The organism is Pseudoalteromonas luteoviolacea (assembly GCF_001750165.1).
Taxonomy (GTDB): Bacteria; Pseudomonadota; Gammaproteobacteria; order Enterobacterales; family Alteromonadaceae; genus Pseudoalteromonas; species Pseudoalteromonas luteoviolacea_G.
Genome location: NZ_CP015411.1, coordinates 2,769,736 through 2,789,399 on the forward strand (window position 1 = coordinate 2,769,736; position 19,664 = coordinate 2,789,399).

Here is a 19,664-nt window from a genome sequence, read left to right on the forward strand (position 1 = left end):
ACTTACCTAATATTATCTATCATGTACCATCTGGCTCAAAGCCATTTTCACCACTTATTTCTTCTGGTAAACCGCAAATGGCACGTGAGGTTTGCATACCAGCCATAACAGCTGCTTCTACACAGCCTGCATTAACACCCGTTTTAATCCAATCACCTGTTATAAATAAGTTTTTGAACAAAGTTCCATCTGTCGGTAGCCTAAAAGCACTACTCCCAGTAACTGAAAGAACATATCGTTCACTAGGATCAACATTAACTCGCCAATATTGGGCATCAAACCTTTCTTCTGTTGGTGCAGAGCTAGGATCATACACAACGCTCCAATCAAACTGTTCAGCTTCATTATAAGCGGACGACCATAAAGGCTTCATTTCATGATTGAGTTTATTAAGTGAATTCACCTTAACTTTAGCAGTTTGTTCAATTGGAAATGAATGCTCAGAAGGAGGCGGGTAATGATCACAAGTAAACGCACTACAGAAGTACGCGATGTTACATGGACCAGATGATGGCCAATCCTCTACGCCTAATAAGTTTGACATGGCTGCCCATGTATCAAACGGCTGAGAAAATGCACTCAATATAGGTCGCTCTTCACTCGCAGGTGTATAGTTAAATCCAAGCTGCTCATCTGTTTTGTTCAACCAAACCTGAAACGCCTGTGTTGCCACTGTTTTTACTTTGTTGCTTTGCTGCTCAAAACCATAATCTAATGCCAATAACTCTGGGCATAAATGCTCAAGTGATCCAACCGATATACCAAATATGACTTTGTCAAAATCTCGCATTCTTTTCAGAGTCTTTGTAGGCAGTGGCTTTTGATAATGCTGCTCATAGATATTTGGCCAATCAGTCCAAAATGATTCTAAGTTCACTTTGTGTTGTCTAATTAGTTCAGCTTGCTCATCTACAATTTGGTCTAAGTTTGGCTGTGAAGGCCAACAAGGCAAACCTTTAACATCTACAAAAGGCCGATATTCATCATTTTTAAGCTCAACCTGCTCGATGATATTAATCTCTTCTACCACATAATTTCCATTTTCATCTTGGCCAGGTTTAAGAGACTCAACTTGATTGAAAAATTCGAATTGAACGCCTCGCTGACTGAGCAGTTCATATATCGGTGAGAAGATTATATCGCCCATGCCTGCTTGCATCTTCCACATCACGCCACCCTTATAGCACAGCATAATACGTAACATCGCTAACGAAGCTACCCCAGCTTCAACATCACCTTCTTTAAAGTCACCGTCCACAAAACCAAAAACGAGATCATAAAATCCGCGCACAGGAGCCGACTCTACTGCGTATTCTTTATCCGCACCATTTCTAGCCAGCCAAAACTTAAAGTCATATTTATTCAGTACCCCAAAACCATTTGCATGCACCCTGTCTCTGATCATCCCAACGGTCATTGCAATAGCGAGATCTGCGCAAATATAAGCACGTCTAACTGCCGGGTTGTCATCAATCAACTCTATTGCCTCTGAACGAAGCCAACGCTTGAGCTTTCTAACGATATACCAAGTAACAAGTCTATCTTTTGAATTTGATAGCTTTTTATCAGTCGCACGCAAGCTCATTAAATCATGCAGTTGCGAAATCAGAAGTTTTGGTGTTGATAATATGTCTTGCGCTTCATCGACGGCACTATCAAAAAAAGACTTTACAGAATCTTCAACGGTATCAAACGCATCCGAAATTTCACCGGCTAAATGCTGTAACAAGCTCCGATCTCGCTGTTTAGTGGTTTGTAGTTGCGTTTTTTTGTTAGCTACTTCAATGGCCTCTTCCAACTCATCAATCCATTTGTGCAACCACGCAACGACTAATTCAATCAATTGCCAAAAGTGTAAATCTAAGGTTCCATCCGCGGGGTTACCATCAATCAAAGGGAAATCAACAGGCCATGTCTCCCATTGATTATCTATAAACTCTTGCAATACAACGAAGCTATGTGGCTTTAACGCTTGTTGCCATGTGTGAATTGGTACAGTAGATGGTCTATTTAGCTTGTCATACACCGTCTCTATCGCACGAAATGAATTAACATATGCGCCAAACCAAACATGTAAACCATGCTCTTCAATACGTTCTCCAAAGTAAGGGTTTCTTCCACTTGCCCCTTTTCCCCCTAACCTCCACCCTAACTGATATACAGTAATATCATATAGATCTTGCCAATTTTCTTTTTCAGTTAAGTAGACGGCAGCCGTCATCGCAGACACACCACCACCTAAAATAGCAATACGCTCTTTAGTCATGTGATTTCCTTACTCGGTTTATAAATCGGCCGTGACGATCTCTTTCGCCCCGTCTTGATCAAAATCCATACATAAAAAGTAAGGTAATTTAGCGAACTGCTCACCCACCTTAATCCCAAACATCTCCTCCAATGGAAATGCATCTACTTGATTAAAGGTCACTTTATATTCATCTTTTAAAAACCCAAGCTTGTGCACCTTTTTAACAGTAGAGGGCGAATGCACAACGGCACTGTATACACTATTTTCAGCATAACCATCAGGAAACTGTTTAAACAATATTTGCGCAAGTTGTGGATTAGTAAACCCACTAAAAAGCTGCTTGAAGAAGTCGATGCTGACTCCTAAGTCATGAACGCTGCCATGTATAAGTTCGGCAACTTCTTTACCTATTTCAATCGCTTCTTCAAACCAAGTGTCATCATCTGCAACACGATCAATTGATAGTAACTCGTACCACGCCATTTTTTTATCAGCTTCAAATGGCTGGAACGTCTCTAAACTGAGCGAGAAGTGATCGGCTCTATGTTGATTGTCGGGCATTTGATACTGACATAGGTATTTGTTATAGCCCCACGTCTCACGTCCATTAACTAACGCATTAATATTGTTAACCGTAATAAAAGCCGGATACCAATACAAATGGGTCATCTTATTCTCTTGCTTACTGATCTGTGCAATAGGGAGCCATACAATAATATCGGTTTCTTGCATGTAACCGTAGTTACTAAACGGTGGTACTTTAGATGCAATATTCTCGATGTCTGTGAAGGTTAAAAGGCAATACGACGATAAAGCTCTAAATGCGATAGATTCACTGGGAACACTATTTAAGGTCGAGTCAACGTACTTTTGGATGGTATCCAGCTCCCCTTTTACAAAAAAGCCATACATCATAGCGTTCAGCATTCTGCATGGCGGTTTGGCTATTGGGTTACCGGGGAAGTGTCTATAAGGAATACGAGGCTGATCTGACATACATAACTCCTTTTCATTATGATTTACATAGTCAATTCTAGTCCACTTTTTATCCTTCGGTTGGCTATTTTCAACTTAATTGCTTCCTCAATATTAAACTGGATTAACGCAGTAAAATGTTGCAAAGCAGAAGCATTAAAGTGTGCCGAGAGTGAGTTCATAAACCCGTGTTCATACCTTGTACGGTAACATTTCACTCCCGCGACTCCTGATAAATGTTGTATAACGGGCTTTATATCAAAGTGCCTTTCTTGATATGGGAAATAAATATCAACATCACATCGAGGGTGTAAATGTAGATGATTTCTAATCTGACCTGGATAAAACGCAATCAGCTTGGTAGTGCTCTTAATCGGCATCGCCGCAAGCGCTCTCCAACTAGCGACCGCGCCGGCTGAAAACCCAATGATCAAATCAGGTTGCTTATCAGAAATCGCTTCAACTACTTTTCGGAAGTATTTATCATGGCCTACGGAGTCCATATACTGCTTATACGCAGTATCTTCATCTCGATTTAAATGCCCTTGTCTAAACGGATAGGGAGAACAAATAGAAGTGTTTCCGTCTAGTTCATTGACGAAACTTTCCAAGCATTTAGTTTGCCCAAAAATATCACTGACGATAAGCGTATTCATAATTTTCTCTTGTTATTGAAATTAACTTAACTCGCCAACCTTGCATACTATACCAAGCACGACTTTAAAACACTTTTAATTACAGATAAAAGACCAATCCTTGTTTCAACTACATTGGCCACCACTTTACTCGTTTAAAGGCTGGTGTTCGTATTTCAATGTAGCAAAAAGAAATAAATTGTAAAATGAATTACAATTATTAAACAACAATTTTAACTTATTTACTGCTTCATACATTGGCAATTTGACGTTCTTTGCTAAGCTTTAAGAGTGACAATTAGAAGAGGTGTAAGTGTGCGCAAAGCATTGCTACTATTAATATTGTTAACCAGTGTGGCTGAAAGCAAAAGTATCGACTGGATCATCACTGACTTCCCTCCTTACTACATGATTAATGATGCAGACGAAGGTACTGGCAGAGATGAATTAATCATTGATTTGTTTCACCAGCATTTACCTGCCTATGAAAATAATAAAGTCTACTTTCCGGCTAGTCGCGCTATTAGAGCCCTCAGCGATAAACGTAATACGTTTTGTATGCTTTCATTATATAAAACGCCTCAGCGACAAAAATTCATACGGTTTAGTCAAAACTATACCACCATAGGTTTGTCACCCACGATCGCAACCACAACTAAAACACTTCAAGCGTTAGGTTTAGAAGACACGGCTAAAATACAATTAAAGCCTTTTATCGAGGAAAATAAGTTGGTGCTTGGTGTTGTCATGCAGCGCTCATATGGCAGAGTGTTGGACCAAGCTATCACTTCAATTCCAAAAAATCAGGTGGTTATTCGGCCAGGTCAAGATGCGCTTGAAAGTTTGACTTATATGCTCAAAAAAGGTCGTGTCGATGCAGTCATTGGATACCCTAGCGAACATTTCTACCTTCATAAACAAACCAACACTAAAGAAGTAGTACAGCTTATACTTAAAGACGTTGACCCGATAGTACATGGCTATGTTGGCTGCACTGATAATGAACTTGGAAGAGAAATCATCACAGAAATAGATTCTGTCGCTCATACCGTGGTTAACAGTCAAGAATTTAAAATCGTAATGCAAAAATGGTTGCCGAGCTATTTGGAAATAAAGCTCAGTAAATTAATGAAAAAAAAAGAAGCCAGATAGTAAGACACCAAGTATCGCAGCTGCGATACTTGGTAAAATATCAATTAGATGTTTGTGACATCAATAAATAATGACTCGTCGATGTTAGTAGATGAAACCGTCGCTTCGCTGAACTGATACTCATCACGCTCGTTTTCTCTATCAATTGGTAAATTTTCAAAATCAAATAAGTTTGTATCTGCTAGCTGACTTGGGCTGACATTTTGAAGTGACTTAAAAATGCTATCAACACGCCCTGGTGTTTTCTTATCCCAGTCAACCAACATTGCTTTAATATTTTGTCTTTGCAAGTTTTCCTGTGAACCACACAAGTTACAAGGAATGATTGGAAAGTCTTTGTGCTCTGCATATTTTATTAAATCTTTTTCTCGGCAGTAAGTGAGTGGACGGATCACCACGTTACGACCGTCATCAGATCTTAGTTTAGGTGGCATAGCTTTCAAGCGAGAACCATGGAACATATTTAAGAACATAGTCTCAACAATATCATCCATATGATGCCCTAAAGCTAGCTTTGTGGCGCCAATTTTTTCTGCAAAAGAATATAATGTGCCGCGCCTCAAACGAGAGCACAACCCACAAGTTGTTTTACCCTCCGGTACTTTTTCCCGAACAACTGAGTAAGTATCTTTATCAACGATATAATAAGGAATATTTAAGCTCTCGAAGTATTCAGGCAAAATGTGCTCTGGAAAACCGGGTTGCTTCTGATCTAAGTTTACTGCGATCACTTCAAACTGAATCGGTGCAGCTTTTTGCAAGTTCAATAATATATCAAGCATAGCAAAAGAGTCTTTACCACCACTGATACAAGCCATAACAACATCACCTTCTTCGATCATGTTGTAGTCTTTGATTGCATTACCAACATTTCTGCGCAGTTTTTTCTGCAACTTATTGAATTCAAGTACTTCTTTTCTATCGTCTTTTTGGTTCATCACGACTTCTCAAGCCTAAAACGGATGGCTTTTTAATTGCTACGGGTAAAAATTTTGAGGTGTGAATTATACGGATTTTTAAACAAGGTTGGAATATATCTGTGTAGATAAAAAATTTACAATGTGAAAAATCTCAATCCAAATAAAAAAACCCCAAAAGCTCTAGCTTCTGGGGCATGTAAAGGTCCTTTACAAATTGATGCTTAGCGCATTGCCATCATCATTTTCGCAGGCTCTTCTAGGTAAGATTTCCACAAATTATTAAATCTAGCAATCGTGCCACCATCAATAACTCGGTGGTCACCTGACCAACTCACTTGCATTATAGATCGCGATACAACATTGCCCTCAGCATCAAACCTCGGTAAATGTTGCAACTTACCAAGTGCCACAATAGCAACTTCGGGCTTATTGATAATTGGTGTTGCAGTCGTCCCGCCAATAGCCCCAATGTTAGAAATTGAAATGGTGCCACCTTTCAGATCATCTGGAGAGACACGCCCTTCTCTTGCAGCATCCGTAAGCTTAGTGACCGCTTCAGCAACATCAACAATCGACTTATTCTGACAGCCTTTGATATTTGGCACCAATAGACCTAACTTACTATCAACAGCCATACCTATGTTATGGTCATCAAAATAAGTAAGCTCGGTACACTCTTCATTAACTTGAGAGTTTAAGATTGGGAATTCTTTAATTGCCAAAGACAGCGCTTTAATAAAGAAAGGCATCATAGTAAGTTTAATACCTTGCTTTGCATATTGCTCTTTCAAAGACAGTCGCAGTGCAATTAAGTCTGTCAAGTCAATTTCATCACTGTAAGTAAAGTGAGGAATTGTAGACACAGACGCAACCATTTGCTTGGCCATAGCAGCTTTCATGCCACGAATTGGCTCAACTCTTGCGCCACCAGTCACAGTGCTAACGGAGGTTGCTGAAGGTTGAGAAACAGCTTCGTTAACAACTGGAGCTACTGGACTCGCTCCAGCGCTTAAGAACTTTTCAAGATCTTCTTTATACACGCGGCCATTCTTACCACTTCCAGGCACTTGGCGGATATCAATATCCATTTCGCGCGCACGTCGTCTTACAGCAGGTGAAGCTACCGCTTTACCGTTAATGACTGGTTGAGTAACTGCTGAAGAAATCGTTGAAGATGACACAGGCTGGGGCTTGTGGATTGCAAGCTCTTCTTCAACTGATTTAGCAGGTGTAGTTTGAACAGCATTTGACTGTGCTAAGCGCACTTGGAACAATGGGCTATGTACTTGTGCTATATCCCCTTTTTGGTAATACAGTTTTTCAACTACACCATCATACTTTGCTGGAATTTGAACGAGCGCTTTGTCTGTCATCACATCACAAACAGCTTGATCTTCTTTGATTGACTCACCTTCGCTTACCAACCATTCAACAATTTCACATTCAACAATACCTTCACCAATATCTGGGAGGATAAATTCCTCTAAATGCTCACCTTGCGTCGCTACAGGTTGCTCTTGAGATGCAGACGCTGTCACAGCTTCTTCTTGTACTGGCGCTTCGCCTTCTACATTCATTGCAAATAAAGGCTCATGCACTTTCGCAATATCACCTTTTTGATAATGTAATTGAGTGATAACACCGTCATGTACCGCTGGGATTTGTACCAAAGCTTTGTCTGTCATCACATCACAGATTGGCTGATCTTCTTTTACTGTATCACCAACAGCAACTAGCCATTCTACAACTTCACACTCAACAATACCTTCGCCGATATCTGGTAAAATAAACTCTTTAGACATGACTTATCCTTAAAATTCCACTGACTTCTTAATTGCTTCAAACACTTTTAAAGCATCTGGTACATATTCTTTTTCAAGTGCTAAAGGATATGGCGTATCAAGGCCGCAAACACGTTCAATGGGTGATTCTAAATGTAAGAAGCACTCTTTTTGAATGGTAGCTGCAATTTCAGCACCAAAACCATTTGTAATTGGCGCTTCGTGACTGACAACTAATCGACCGGTCTTAGTTACAGACTTAATCAGTGTTTCAGCATCCCAAGGTAAAATTGAACGAAGATCGATAATTTCACAACTAATGCCAGCCTCTTCTGCTTTTACAGCCGCCTGTTCGATGATCTCCATTTGCGCGCCCCAAGCTAGCAAAGTGATATCAGAACCTTCTTTAACCACTTCAGCTTTACCAATTTCGATTGTGTAATCTTCTTCAGGTACTTCACCAACTGATGCGCGGTATAAACGTTTGGGTTCAAAGAAGATCACAGGGTTATCATCTTTGATGCAAGCTCTTAGTAAGCCTTTCGCTTGGTAAGGGTTACGCGGTACAACCAACTTCAGACCTGGTGTGTGAGCAAAATACGCTTCTGGAGATTGTGAGTGATACAAACCTCCTGCAATACCACCACCGTAAGGAGTACGAATAGTCAAATTACCAACATTAAACTCGTTACCAGAACGGTAGCGGAATTTAGCTGACTCGTTTACGATTTGGTCAAACGCTGGGAAGATATAATCCGCAAACTGAATCTCAGCTAGCGCTGGCGCGCCAAATGCCGCAAGACCATTGGCAAAACCAAGAATACCTTGCTCTGTCAATGGCGTATTAAATACACGATGCTTACCATATTTTTCTTGTAACCCTGATGTTGCACGGAATACGCCACCAAAATAACCCACATCTTCACCAAAGATACAAGCTTGAGGGTGCTCCGCCATACTAATATCAAGCGCCGAATTAATGGCGTGTAACATATTCATCTTAGCCATTATTTGATTCTCCCTGCTGTAATTGGATAGGCATCTGGATATTGTTTGATATGCTCTTTTAATTCTTCGTATTGTTTTTGTAGCGCTGGAATTGGTGTATCATAAACATCAGAAACAAGTTCTTCTAGAGCTGGTTTTTGTACCTTTTCTGCAACTTTTAATGCAGCCAAAATCTCTTCGCGGATCTTGTCTTTAATTGCTTCGTCTTCTTTTTCATCTAGCCAGTTTTGCTTCAATAACCATGCTTTAAATCTGGCAACTGGACAGTTATTCTTAAATTCTGCCTCTTCATCTTTAGTACGGTACCCTGATGGATCATCTGAGGTTGAGTGAGCACCTAGACGATATGCAATTGATTCAATCAACACAGGTTCACCTGTTGTAACCGCAATTTCACGTGCTTTTTTAGTCGCTTCATACACAGCTAACGTGTCAGCGCCATCTACACGGATAGTTTTAATTCCATAACCAACGCCACGTGCAGCAATACCATCGCCTTTAAACTGCTCATCTGCGGGTGTAGAGATTGCATAACCATTATTACGTGCAAAAAAGATAACAGGCGCTTTGTGTACAGCTGCCATGTTAAGGCCGGCATGGAAATCACCTTCTGATGCAGCACCTTCACCAAAATAACAGATAGTCACGTTATCGATTTCAGAGTTCAATTCTCCTGACTCTTTATCAATATGTTTAAGCTTTTGCCCATAGGCATACCCTGTTGCTTGAGGGATCTGTGTACCAAGCGGGGAAGAAATCGTGAGGTAATGTAATTCATTAGAGCCATAATGCACTGGCATTTGGCGACCTTTACCCAAGTCTTTTTCGTTTGAAAAAAGCTGGTTCATGAATTGTTCTAGCGTAAATCCACGATAATGAAGCGCAGCTTGCTCACGGTACTGAGCCATGATCATATCATCTTGCTTCAACGCTGCAGCACTTGCCGTAATAGCAGCCTCTTCACCCAAACATTGCATATAGAAACTAATACGACCTTGGCGCTGAGCAGCTTGCATACGTTCATCCAACAAACGGATAAATCTCATCGTGCTATATATTTTAAGCGCAGTTTCTTTATCTAGCTCAGACTTAGTTGCGCCGTCTAAGATGTCTCCTTGCTCACTTAAAATTTTCAATGTTGGGATGTTAAGCGCATGGCCATCGATAAATTCGAGTGCATGGCTTATGTTTAACGATATGTTATTGGGGTTAGTCATAACCTACCTTCTCTTGTTGTCATCGCCAATTTGCAATACTTGAAGCCAATAGCATTGACATAAAGCCCGCGAGTTGAGTTTTGAATAATTAGTGCGGTAAATGCAAATTACTTAAATTAAAGCTTTTGCCACTTTACGTTAACGTAAACGGTTATTCAACTAATCCTAGATGAATAACCGGTAATTTGCATTTTTATTCTGGAAAGATTTCGATACGGTTACAAAAGAACTGTTATTTCAGGTAGTTAAATGAAGCTGTCGTTTATTTCCATTGGTATCACGGTTAATAATGCACGTTGGCCAAGCGCAACTTTAGCATTTGGGAAGATAATTGCTTCACCTTCTACTTCAGCAAAAATCTCAGTGTCTCCATCTTTAGCAAGTAGCTCTCCTTTAGCGAATCCAGTAAAGTTAACAGCCGAATCTGGAAATGGAAATGAAAATTCTTCGCAAGTACGATTAATCGTTCTATGTACTGTAAACAGCTCAAAGTCTGTTGCATCGAATTCTTTATATTCCACTTCTTTTTGGCTAATTAATGCACTAAGCGTTTGTTTTGTTGCCTCAAAGCTTGCCATGTTATTTTCACCAAACGGCTTTACTTGACCAAGCTCTACTGTAAATGCATCCGCCTCAAACTGCTTTGAAGAAAAATAGCTGAAAGTCGTTGCGGACGAGCGCATCATCAGCACAGTATTGACGCCACAAGATAGTAAAAACTGTAGCTGTGATTTTTTCCAAGGTTTACCATGTAAGAAAGGATAAACTGCAAATTTTTCGTTTTTAGAACCTCGGATCGCAGTGTGAAGATCATAATGAGCGCGATAACGACCAGCCTCAACACTGGTAAAAAATTCACGCACATAGCCTTCAAGGTTTGCCGCGCGCACTTGCTCAGGGTTATCGGCTTTGTTTTCATGTGCGCCATTGAATAAACGATTTAGGTTTTCGTCTACAAAGCGCTTTCCAATATTGATTGATTTTGGATTGCCATAGATAAACAGAACACGTTGCTTCAACTCAAGCTTACCTGTGATGATTTTCTGAATAAGCTCATCACAGATTTCGATTGGCGCGGTTTCGTTACCGTGTACTGCACTTGAAAAGACAAAATCTTTTTGTGTTTCACACGCTGGGGTGAATTGAATTACACCGGTATCAATTACTTTAACCTCAGTACCGTTTTCCAATGTAAATTGGCTCGGTGCTAATTCAAACTCATTTTCACGAGTAATGGTTAAAAAGTCCCCTGTTGCTTTTAATGTATCAAGGTACATACTGTCACCTTATGAGAGATGTAAAAAAGAAAAAGGCCATTAAAAAATGGCCTTTCATATTTGATATATTAGCTGATCACACTGTCAACTAACGCTTTCGCGGCACTTTCAAGCTCTGCAAGGTGTGATTCACCTTTGAAAGATTCTAAGTAAATTTTATAGATATCTTCTGTGCCAGACGGTCTCGCTGCAAACCAACCAGAAGCAGTGACTACTTTTAAGCCACCTATAGCTGCACCATTACCAGGTGCATGCGTCAAAATGTCGGTAATTTCATCACCAGCAAGTGTTGTCGCTTTTACATCATCAACACTTAGCGCTTTTAGCCTAGCCTTTTGCGCATCATTTGCTGGTGCATCTATACGTTTATAACTTGGCGCACCAAACTCCTGCTCAAGCTCTTTGTATCGCTCAGACGGCGTTTTGCCTGTTACAGCTAGAATTTCGGCTGCGAGTAAGCCAAGAATAAAGCCATCTTTGTCGGTGTTCCAAACATCACCATTTTTCCTCAAAAATGACGCACCTGCACTTTCTTCACCACCAAATGCAAGCCACTTATCGCTTAAACCTTCAACAAACCATTTGAAACCCACTGGCACTTCATATACTTCATTGCCATGGCTTTGAACGACTTTGTCAATCATGCCGCTTGATACAAGTGTTTTACCGACTTTGATGTCTTTTGCCCAATCTCGGTGCTTTAACAGGTAATCAATAGCAACGGCTAAAAAGTGGTTCGGATTCATTAAACCATCTTTTGTAACGATACCGTGGCGATCGTAATCTGGGTCGTTACCGATACCAATATCGAAATCATCTTTAATTTCAATTAAATTTGCCATGGCAAACGGTGAAGAACAGTCCATTCTAATTTTGCCATCTTTATCAAGGGGCATGAATGCAAATCTTGGATCCACTTCATCGTTTACAACCGTCATATTCAGGCCAAACTTGTCAGCGATCACAGGCCAGAAATTAATACCTGAACCACCCAATGGATCAATACCGATAGAAACGCCAGCTTTTGCGATTGCATCCAAATCTATCACGTTTGCTAAATCTTCCACATATGGCGTGATTAAATCTTCATACTTGATAAAACCAGAACGCTTAGCCTTGGCATAAGGGAATAATTGAACTTCAACTAAATCTTCACGCAACAACTGATTTGCACGTTGCTCTATCCAATTAGTTACATCTGTATCGGCCGGACCACCATTTGGTGGGTTGTATTTAAAACCGCCATCTTCCGGTGGGTTATGAGACGGTGTAACGACAATACCATCTGCAAGCTCATTTGGGTTAATTCGGTTGTGACATACGATGGCATGGCTTACAACTGGAGTCGGTGTGTAATCATCATTGTCTTGAGTGATCACTTGAACTTCGTTGGCGACCAGGACCTCTATCGCAGAATTAAAGGCGGCTTCAGACAGCGCATGCGTATCTTTACCTAAATATAGAGGACCAAAAATATTGTTTGCTTTTCGATAATCACAAATAGCTTGTGTGATTGCTAAAATATGTGACTCGTTAAACTTGACATTATATGAACAACCACGGTGTCCAGAGGTTCCAAATGCCACACAGTGCTCTGGGTTTGTTTCAAGATCTGGTTCATTCAAATAATATGCTGACACCAGCTTCGGAATATTTGCGAGCTGTGATTTAGGAGCTTTTTTGCCTGCGTTTGGATGGTTTGCCATCACATTTCCTTATAGGTAGTCTCGAACTGTTTCTGCCTGCTGCTGAGTGTAGCCTAAAATCAAAGCTACCTCGTGCAACATCATCTTTTTACGCGTGGTGTTTGAATTCGTCATGACCCAATATTCACTGTCTGTAATATTTTTTGGGTTCATACTGCTCCCGCTTTCAAGCAACGCTTCTTTACTTGTTGCAAAGTAAATTCGGTCTCGCCCTTTAATGTCAAGCACCTTGTTAAATTGAGCTTTATGGGTGCGATGGAATGCAGCTAAAATAAATAAAAAGCGCCCTACTACACCTTTTTGCATAGCTAGCTCTTCTTTATTTAGAATGTTAAACACATTCGCTGACTCTCGTACTGGCTCTACTTTCTCTTCAACCGTGCTTTGAGCTTGAACTGGCTCAACTTGTTTTTCTTCGACCTTTACAGCGATCGAAGCGCCCTGAACTGGCTCTAACTCTAGTAAACGACGCAGGATCTGTGAGGCGCTCTCACCAATACTTTGCGTATTGCTTGCAATGTACTGATATAGTTCGTCATCTATTTCTATTGTTTTCATGCTTGTCCTGTCATTTTATACATATACTGCATTTGGGGGGATTATATCTAAATTTTTCTTCTTCCTCTACGGCTTTGAATTTTGAATTAAGACTGGCAGAATAGCGTCGCAAACTTGGAGGTAGTATGTTACTCAATTTTAAACAAAGTGGTTTAGACCAAAAAAACGCCAAAACAGTCTTCTTAATTCATGGACTTTTTGGTTCATTGGAAAATCTAAATGTCATCGCCAGAGCACTAGAAACAAATTTTCATGTCATCAATGTAGATCTGCGAAACCATGGACGTTCTTTTAAAAGTGACGATATGGACTACCAATTCATGGCACAAGATATTATTAATCTGATTGACCACTTAGGATTAGAAAGTGTCACGCTTATTGGGCACTCTATGGGTGGCAAGGTTGCAATGCAAGTGGCAATGCTTGAAGAACAAAAAGTTGATAAACTGGTTGTACTTGACATAGCACCAGTGGCCTACCATCCAAGGCATGACTCAATTATTGCTGCATTAAATCAAGTCTCTCTCCATGAACCGACTAGTCGTAGTGAAGCCGATAAAGTGATGGCTGAAAAGATAAACGAACTTGGTGTTAGACAGTTTTTATTAAAAAGCCTAGCAAAAAATGATCTAGGAAAGCTTGAATGGCGGTTCAATTTATCCGTTATAGAAAAAAATTATTCTAAGATTATCTCCAACATAGATACACCTCGTACCTGTTTGTGTGATACGCTATTCATTAAAGGTAATAACTCTGATTACATTTTGCCAGAGCACAAAAATGCTATCGTGAGCGCATTTTCAAAAGCCCGTGCAAAAGTCATTCAAGGTGCTGGACATTGGCTACACGCTGAAAAGCCAGATGCTGTCAATCGTTCAATTATTGATTTTATTCAATAATTGTCGGAGATTTTTACATAGCGAAACTTAATTTATTATAGTTAGGTATGCTATAGTAGCCGCCGTTTAAGGTTTTAGTAGTGCAAAGATGATCAGTCAATACATAAATGAGTTTGAAACTCTTGGTTTTTACTTTGCGCTCGCATGTATTTTCTTTCTTATTGGAATGGCCATACAGGATGTTCTAAAGAAAGGTGACGTGCCTAAATTTGGTCGATACATCGTTTGGCTGGTGTTGTTTTTAGGTTGTTCAGGTTTCATAGCCAAAGGTGTAATACAAGTGTTTTGGCAAGGTGCGGGTGTTGGTTAATGGCCAAGTCTGAATTAGATAGAACAACTATCGACTTATTTGAAAATGAAAAACGCCCAGGTCGGCCCAAAACAAATCCCTTACCTAGGGAGATGCAGCTAAAGATCAACAAGCGTAATCAAATTAAAAGAGATAGAGCAAGAGGTTTAAAACGCGTAGAGTTCAAAGTGTCTTCTGAACTTTACCAAGCGTTAAGTGATATGGCTGAAGAGCAAAACATTAGCCGTAGTGCACTTATAGAAACCATTTTGCAAGAGAAATTAGCGATTAATAGATAAAGGTAAGTAATTAATGGCAAGCGTAGGTATTTTTTTCGGCAGTGATACGGGTAACACCGAACACGTTGCTAAACAGATCCAAAAAGAGCTAGGTAAAAAGCTAATCGATGTAAAAGACATCGCTAAAAGTAGCAAAGCAGACATCGAAGAGTTTGATCTTATCCTATTTGGTATCCCTACTTGGTACTACGGTGAAGCACAATGTGACTGGGATGACTTTTTCCCTGAGCTTGAAGAAATTAACTTTGAAGGCAAGCTAGTCGCTATCTTTGGTTGTGGTGACCAAGAAGACTATGCTGAATACTTCTTAGATGCGATGGGCATGGTAAATGACATCGTAGCAGAGCGTGGTGCAATTGTTGTTGGCCACTGGTCAACTGAAGGCTACGAGTTCGAAGCATCAAAAGCGCTTGTAGATGATAACCACTTTGTTGGTTTAGGTATTGATGAAGACCGTCAACCAGAGCTTACTGAGCAGCGTATTAAAGCTTGGTGTGCACAGGTATATGACGAAATGTGTCTAAGCGAGTTAGAAGATTAATTCATTGAATTAATCAAACAAGCTTTGACTTGTTGCCCGTGCACGTTATTCTTAAGAAAATGGTCGTGCTTATTCTTAAGAGTTGAAGTAAAAAGATAATAGATTGAGACAGATTAAATGACTGATCACAACTTAGAGCTTAAAAAGGCGGGCTTAAAAGTCACCTTACCGCGTATAAAAATTCTAGAGATTCTGCAATCTCCTGAAAACCAACATATCAGTGCAGAAGATGTTTATAAAATTTTGCTCGATAAAGGCGAAGAAATTGGCTTAGCTACAGTATACCGTGTACTTAACCAGTTTGACGACGCCGGTATTGTGACACGTCACCATTTTGAAGGCGGCAAGTCAGTGTTTGAATTATCAGGTAGCACTCACCATGACCACTTAGTGTGTTTGAAGTGTGGTAAAGTTATCGAATTCGAAGACGAAGTGATTGAAACTCGCCAAGTGGAAATTGCAACGAGCAATGGTATTAAGTTAACCAACCACTCCCTTTACTTATATGGTGAGTGTGTTGATGAAGAAGAGTGCAGAAGATTTACAGAATCTGATGAATCTTAATGACAAGCTCATTTGTTAACAGTAAGCCAGCGCATTTTGCTGGCTTTTTTATGTCTAACTCACATAAAAACATTTGGTTAATTGAATTAGTCTCGACTTGATCTGACATTTCGATTTGAAAAATTGAGAGTTACCCGTTTTGATAAAGGTGTCGAATCTTTTAATCAAAACAACCAAAAGGTGGTAACTCTCATGTTACATACTAACAACCCAATCATTAAACATAAAACTGGTTTACTTAATCTTGCTGAAGAATTAGGTAATGTTTCTAAAGCCTGTAAAGTCATGGGCGTTTCCAGAGACACTTTTTATCGATACCAAGAGCTTGTTGAAGACGGTGGCTTGGATGCATTAATTGATAAAAGTCGCAGGTCTCCAAACATCAAAAACAGAGTCGATGAAGAAACTGAACAAGCAGTGGTTAAGTACGCTATTGACTACCCAGCTCACGGCCAGCATAGGACAAGCAACGAACTTAGGAAGCAAGGTGTATTTGTATCAGGCAGCGGTGTTCGTTCGATATGGCTACGCCATGACTTAGAGAACTTTAAGAAGCGTCTGAAAGCTTTGGAAGACAAAGTAGCTAGCGAAGGTATTATCCTAACTGACAGTCAAATCGCTGCGCTTGAGAAAAAGAAAAGTGATGATGAAGCGTGTGGTGAAATTGAAACAGCGCATCCAGGTTATCTAGGCTCACAAGATACATTCTATGTTGGCAACCTGAAAGGTGTAGGCCGTATTTATCAGCAGACATTTGTTGATACCTATAGCAAAGTGGCGTTTGCAAAGCTGTACACCACGAAAACACCGATTACAGCGGCTGACATACTCAATGATAAGGTTTTACCTTATTTCGAACAGCATGAGCTGCCAATGCTACGAATTCTGACTGACCGAGGTACAGAGTATTGCGGCAAGGTTGAACATCATGACTACCAACTTTATCTCGCAATTAACGATATAGACCATACGAAAACTAAAGCCATGTCGCCTCAAACCAACGGTATCTGTGAGCGATTCCACAAAACGATACTTAACGAGTTTTATCAGATTACATTCCGTAAGAAGCTGTATAGCTCACTAGAAGAATTGCAAAAGGATCTGGACGAATGGATGGTTTATTACAATAATGACCGAACACATCAGGGAAAAATGTGCTGTGGTAGAACGCCACTTGAGACCATGGAAGATGGAAAACGTATTTGGGCAGAAAAGAATTTAGCTCAAATCTAAGCTGACAGTCACCGATAAAAACGGGTAACTGTCAGATCAAGTCTGAGCTAGTACAGGTTAATGTCGTTATTTTCTCATGCTTTTTCAAGCCCATACAGTGCATCGGCGACACGCTTAAGATCAACTTCACTTACAAAGTCATCGGATAAAGTTAAGATAGCATTTAGGTTATTCTTTAACTTCTCATTACACATTGGTTCAGGCTTAAGCGCTGTTTGCAGTAAATGCAAAGACATATCGGCTATCAATAATCGTTGCTTTTCAGACCAGTTATCATCTCCTTCAACGGCAGTGTGATGAACTATTGCTTGCTCAACTTCATCATGGATCCCCCAACTCAAGGTTAAGATCTCCTGTCTTTTCTGTTTGTCCATAGTTCCCTCCTCAACCATAAGGTTGCTATAGACTCAGCCAAATTTCAATTGACAATTCGTCATATGCTAGTCCAAATTTTACTTGCGATTAAAGGCTTTTTTACTCAGAGAAACTTAAATACCTAGGACTTTGGGTTTTTAGGAAAGTAATTGTCCGGTTGCTTAGGACACAATTCAAATTCACGTGTATTTTTATATGGCAGTTTCATAAACCCAGCTACGCCATAGTCTTGAATACTCACCGTATACTGAATAATCTCTTTTAAGAGGGCTGCAAAAGCCGACTCTTGCTCAGCATCGAGTAATCGATAGTAATAGTGGATTTTCAAGCGATCGCTCAGTGACTCGAAAATAATACAGCCTGTGTGATGAATTTTATTCAGCTCAAATACACACTGGATGATTTTTTTTGGTAGTTGAAGCTGCTCATCAGGGTCTTTGCCATCTTCAAAATAAGAGTGGGGCCGAGTCACTTCTGAGGCCGCTACATGACTCACGCTATACTGTAATTCAGGTAGTTGCTCAAAGATATAAGCTCCGGTTTCGTCACGCTCTAATTGAATGGTTTGCCTCGCATCAAATAAACAACATTTGAAAAGACCTTTTTGCTCAATCCCTTGTGCTAGCATTACAGTTGCATTTACAGCATCTGTGAACGCACTTTGTAAACTGTCATCATGCAGCATCAAACTTGACTCAACAAATAACGACTCCTGCTGCCAATGGAAACTCAACCCCCCAACGACTGGATACTTTGCCAATCGACTAATAGAAGCTAAAAATGCTTTTTCAGTATCACCCGTATCAAATAGGAACTCTTTATAATACCGATCTAACTGTGCATCATTCACATCAAGCAACTGTTGATTGTGATCGGCGCGGCGCAGAAACTGCTTTCTCGAGCTATACACCACTGTATCTGGTAAATCAATTTGTGAAGAAGTCCAAAAGGGTATATTCGCTTTAAGTTGAGGTGATTCAATATCGGGTAGGTACACCTTAGCCATTGCAGGCATATTGCGCATAAAGTAATCACCGGCAGCGTCACGCTCTGCTTTATCTTTACTCAACATACCATCTATTACTCTGGAAAACTCTATTGGTAACCCTAGGCTGGTTGCTGGAATAACTTGCGCGCCGAAACGGCAAGATTGCGCACTTGCCAATGCATAGATAGTCGAGGCAACTCCCTGTTCATCAAAGCGCGGAGAAGAACGCGAACCTGACATTTGTTCATCCCCAATAAAATATACATCGCCCATTCGAGCATTGGTACTGGCTATGTCAGAAGACATTAAATCCATGATATTGCTCGCTACGGGTTCTCCATGCACATCTATTTGTGCGTAAACAGAACTGCCCCAATCGACCAATGAGAAGGCATCAGATTGCTGATCCCACACAATATTTGAGGGCTTGATATCTCCATGAACGACAGGCTGCAACGACATCCCGTTTTTGCGCTCTCTCAAATCTAATAATACATTGCGAAGCTTCAATGCCAAATGGACCAAAACGCGTGGTTTTAGCCGCCCTTGTTTTAAAGAAATTTGCTCAAGGTCTTCACCTTGGGCCCGAGCCATCATTAATATCCCCTGCTTTTTTACACGCTCAAATGCAAAAAACTCAGGCACCATAGGATTATTAATTTGAGACAACATATAGGCTTCATCTTCAAGCCGATCTCTTACACTCTGTGCCAACGTGATTCGAGAGAATTTAAATACCCATTGCGCACCGCTGTCCTCAACTCCCGCAAAGACAAACCCAAATGCACCAGATCCAATTAATTCCACATCTTGATATCCAAGCAGCGACAATTGCTTTTTACATATGTTTAGCCATTGACGATGCTTTTTTGCATCATGGTGAGATAGCAAATAAATCGATTGCTGTTCATTAATGTAGAAATTGTGAATTGACTGTTTGCTCACGGCGCGACTTAATAAAACTAATTTGATGAATATATTGAAAAAAAGGCCGACAAA

At 40.2% G+C, this 19,664-nt stretch carries 19 protein-coding genes; 7 read left to right on the forward strand and 12 right to left on the reverse strand.

Annotated features, from left to right (window positions below; all coding sequences use genetic code 11):
• Nucleotides 1-19: 19 nt before the first annotated feature.
• The 3 genes from S4054249_RS11735 to S4054249_RS11745 are packed head-to-tail and all read right to left on the reverse strand — an operon-like array spanning nucleotide 20 to nucleotide 3,879.
• The gene (locus tag S4054249_RS11735; RefSeq protein WP_046356281.1) at nucleotides 20-2,266 is read right to left on the reverse strand and encodes an NAD(P)-binding protein; all 2,247 of its coding nucleotides are present in this window, start codon (nucleotides 2,264-2,266) and stop codon (nucleotides 20-22) included.
• A gap of 18 nt (nucleotides 2,267-2,284) precedes the next feature.
• A complete protein-coding gene (locus tag S4054249_RS11740) occupies nucleotides 2,285-3,244 on the reverse strand; it encodes a hypothetical protein (RefSeq protein ID WP_046356280.1) in 960 nt (319 codons plus the stop codon).
• Between the two features lie 23 nt (nucleotides 3,245-3,267).
• Nucleotides 3,268-3,879, reverse strand: coding sequence for a hypothetical protein (locus S4054249_RS11745; RefSeq protein WP_052960974.1), 612 nt, complete (start codon nucleotides 3,877-3,879; stop codon nucleotides 3,268-3,270).
• 294 nt (nucleotides 3,880-4,173) lie between these two features.
• Between S4054249_RS11745 and S4054249_RS11750 the strand changes: the two genes are divergently transcribed.
• On the forward strand, nucleotides 4,174-5,010 hold the full coding sequence (locus S4054249_RS11750) for a TIGR02285 family protein (protein WP_046356279.1): 837 nt from the start codon (nucleotides 4,174-4,176) through the stop codon (nucleotides 5,008-5,010).
• A gap of 44 nt (nucleotides 5,011-5,054) precedes the next feature.
• Here the strand turns inward: S4054249_RS11750 and ttcA are convergent, their stop codons facing one another.
• The 7 genes from ttcA to seqA form a co-directional block, all read right to left on the reverse strand.
• Complete coding sequence (ttcA, locus tag S4054249_RS11755; RefSeq protein ID WP_046356278.1) at nucleotides 5,055-5,948, reverse strand: tRNA 2-thiocytidine(32) synthetase TtcA; 894 nt, start codon at nucleotides 5,946-5,948, stop codon at nucleotides 5,055-5,057.
• A 203-nt stretch (nucleotides 5,949-6,151) separates the two neighbouring features.
• Nucleotides 6,152-7,732: a dihydrolipoyllysine-residue acetyltransferase gene (locus tag S4054249_RS11760; protein ID WP_046356277.1), complete on the reverse strand. Its 1,581-nt coding sequence runs from the start codon at nucleotides 7,730-7,732 to the stop codon at nucleotides 6,152-6,154.
• Between the two features lie 9 nt (nucleotides 7,733-7,741).
• Nucleotides 7,742-8,719: an alpha-ketoacid dehydrogenase subunit beta gene (locus S4054249_RS11765; RefSeq protein ID WP_046356276.1), complete on the reverse strand. Its 978-nt coding sequence runs from the start codon at nucleotides 8,717-8,719 to the stop codon at nucleotides 7,742-7,744.
• Nucleotides 8,719-9,936: a thiamine pyrophosphate-dependent dehydrogenase E1 component subunit alpha gene (locus S4054249_RS11770; RefSeq protein WP_046356275.1), complete on the reverse strand. Its 1,218-nt coding sequence runs from the start codon at nucleotides 9,934-9,936 to the stop codon at nucleotides 8,719-8,721. The genes S4054249_RS11765 and S4054249_RS11770 overlap by 1 nt, the downstream gene beginning before the upstream one ends.
• 245 nt (nucleotides 9,937-10,181) lie before the next feature.
• Nucleotides 10,182-11,213: a succinylglutamate desuccinylase gene (gene astE / locus S4054249_RS11775; protein ID WP_046356274.1), complete on the reverse strand. Its 1,032-nt coding sequence runs from the start codon at nucleotides 11,211-11,213 to the stop codon at nucleotides 10,182-10,184.
• A 68-nt stretch (nucleotides 11,214-11,281) separates the two neighbouring features.
• Nucleotides 11,282-12,919 (reverse strand): phosphoglucomutase (alpha-D-glucose-1,6-bisphosphate-dependent), encoded by a 1,638-nt coding sequence (gene pgm / locus S4054249_RS11780; RefSeq protein ID WP_046356273.1) that lies wholly within the window; start codon nucleotides 12,917-12,919, stop codon nucleotides 11,282-11,284.
• A 9-nt stretch (nucleotides 12,920-12,928) separates the two neighbouring features.
• Nucleotides 12,929-13,477, reverse strand: a complete 549-nt coding sequence (gene seqA / locus S4054249_RS11785; protein WP_046356272.1) for a replication initiation negative regulator SeqA — start codon at nucleotides 13,475-13,477, stop codon at nucleotides 12,929-12,931.
• Between the two features lie 125 nt (nucleotides 13,478-13,602).
• Between seqA and S4054249_RS11790 the strand changes: the two genes are divergently transcribed.
• The 6 genes from S4054249_RS11790 to S4054249_RS11815 all read left to right on the forward strand — a co-directional run bounded on the left by S4054249_RS11790 (nucleotide 13,603) and on the right by S4054249_RS11815 (nucleotide 17,302).
• On the forward strand, nucleotides 13,603-14,376 hold the full coding sequence (locus S4054249_RS11790; protein WP_046356271.1) for an alpha/beta fold hydrolase: 774 nt from the start codon (nucleotides 13,603-13,605) through the stop codon (nucleotides 14,374-14,376).
• 88 nt (nucleotides 14,377-14,464) lie between these two features.
• Entirely contained in the window at nucleotides 14,465-14,686 is a 222-nt protein-coding gene (locus tag S4054249_RS11795) for a DUF2788 domain-containing protein (protein WP_023399386.1), read from the forward strand.
• The gene (ybfE, locus tag S4054249_RS11800; RefSeq protein ID WP_023399385.1) at nucleotides 14,686-14,964 is read left to right on the forward strand and encodes a LexA regulated protein; all 279 of its coding nucleotides are present in this window, start codon (nucleotides 14,686-14,688) and stop codon (nucleotides 14,962-14,964) included. The genes S4054249_RS11795 and ybfE overlap by 1 nt, the downstream gene beginning before the upstream one ends.
• A 13-nt stretch (nucleotides 14,965-14,977) precedes the next feature.
• Nucleotides 14,978-15,505 carry a flavodoxin FldA gene (gene fldA / locus S4054249_RS11805; RefSeq protein ID WP_046356270.1) on the forward strand — a complete coding sequence of 176 codons (528 nt, stop codon included), beginning with the start codon at nucleotides 14,978-14,980 and terminating at the stop codon, nucleotides 15,503-15,505.
• Between the two features lie 117 nt (nucleotides 15,506-15,622).
• Complete coding sequence (gene fur / locus S4054249_RS11810) at nucleotides 15,623-16,069, forward strand: ferric iron uptake transcriptional regulator (protein ID WP_046356269.1); 447 nt, start codon at nucleotides 15,623-15,625, stop codon at nucleotides 16,067-16,069.
• 192 nt (nucleotides 16,070-16,261) lie between these two features.
• Nucleotides 16,262-17,302, forward strand: coding sequence for an IS481 family transposase (locus S4054249_RS11815; RefSeq protein ID WP_046356268.1), 1,041 nt, complete (start codon nucleotides 16,262-16,264; stop codon nucleotides 17,300-17,302).
• Between the two features lie 74 nt (nucleotides 17,303-17,376).
• On the opposite strand, the gene S4054249_RS11820 is transcribed toward S4054249_RS11815, so the two are convergent.
• Together S4054249_RS11820 and S4054249_RS11825 are read right to left on the reverse strand one after the other, a co-directional pair.
• Nucleotides 17,377-17,676: a hypothetical protein gene (locus S4054249_RS11820; RefSeq protein WP_046356267.1), complete on the reverse strand. Its 300-nt coding sequence runs from the start codon at nucleotides 17,674-17,676 to the stop codon at nucleotides 17,377-17,379.
• A 122-nt stretch (nucleotides 17,677-17,798) separates the two neighbouring features.
• On the reverse strand, nucleotides 17,799-19,610 hold the full coding sequence (locus S4054249_RS11825) for a protein kinase domain-containing protein (RefSeq protein WP_046356266.1): 1,812 nt from the start codon (nucleotides 19,608-19,610) through the stop codon (nucleotides 17,799-17,801).
• Nucleotides 19,611-19,664: the final 54 nt, after the last annotated feature.

What these genes read in the sequence shown, in the direction of transcription:
- seqA (WP_046356272.1), bottom strand. Translation starts at nt 13,477, where the DNA reads ATGAAAACAATAGAAATAGATGACGAACTATATCAGTACATTGCAAGC.
- ybfE (WP_023399385.1), top strand. Translation starts at nt 14,686, where the DNA reads ATGGCCAAGTCTGAATTAGATAGAACAACTATCGACTTATTTGAAAAT.
- S4054249_RS11765 (WP_046356276.1), bottom strand. Translation starts at nt 8,719, where the DNA reads ATGGCTAAGATGAATATGTTACACGCCATTAATTCGGCGCTTGATATT.
- S4054249_RS11790 (WP_046356271.1), top strand. Translation starts at nt 13,603, where the DNA reads ATGTTACTCAATTTTAAACAAAGTGGTTTAGACCAAAAAAACGCCAAA.
- S4054249_RS11735 (WP_046356281.1), bottom strand. Translation starts at nt 2,266, where the DNA reads ATGACTAAAGAGCGTATTGCTATTTTAGGTGGTGGTGTGTCTGCGATG.
- astE (WP_046356274.1), bottom strand. Translation starts at nt 11,213, where the DNA reads ATGTACCTTGATACATTAAAAGCAACAGGGGACTTTTTAACCATTACT.
- pgm (WP_046356273.1), bottom strand. Translation starts at nt 12,919, where the DNA reads ATGGCAAACCATCCAAACGCAGGCAAAAAAGCTCCTAAATCACAGCTC.
- S4054249_RS11820 (WP_046356267.1), bottom strand. Translation starts at nt 17,676, where the DNA reads ATGGACAAACAGAAAAGACAGGAGATCTTAACCTTGAGTTGGGGGATC.
- S4054249_RS11815 (WP_046356268.1), top strand. Translation starts at nt 16,262, where the DNA reads ATGTTACATACTAACAACCCAATCATTAAACATAAAACTGGTTTACTT.
- S4054249_RS11795 (WP_023399386.1), top strand. Translation starts at nt 14,465, where the DNA reads ATGATCAGTCAATACATAAATGAGTTTGAAACTCTTGGTTTTTACTTT.
- S4054249_RS11770 (WP_046356275.1), bottom strand. Translation starts at nt 9,936, where the DNA reads ATGACTAACCCCAATAACATATCGTTAAACATAAGCCATGCACTCGAA.
- S4054249_RS11745 (WP_052960974.1), bottom strand. Translation starts at nt 3,879, where the DNA reads ATGAATACGCTTATCGTCAGTGATATTTTTGGGCAAACTAAATGCTTG.
- ttcA (WP_046356278.1), bottom strand. Translation starts at nt 5,948, where the DNA reads ATGAACCAAAAAGACGATAGAAAAGAAGTACTTGAATTCAATAAGTTG.
- fldA (WP_046356270.1), top strand. Translation starts at nt 14,978, where the DNA reads ATGGCAAGCGTAGGTATTTTTTTCGGCAGTGATACGGGTAACACCGAA.
- S4054249_RS11740 (WP_046356280.1), bottom strand. Translation starts at nt 3,244, where the DNA reads ATGTCAGATCAGCCTCGTATTCCTTATAGACACTTCCCCGGTAACCCA.
- S4054249_RS11760 (WP_046356277.1), bottom strand. Translation starts at nt 7,732, where the DNA reads ATGTCTAAAGAGTTTATTTTACCAGATATCGGCGAAGGTATTGTTGAG.
- fur (WP_046356269.1), top strand. Translation starts at nt 15,623, where the DNA reads ATGACTGATCACAACTTAGAGCTTAAAAAGGCGGGCTTAAAAGTCACC.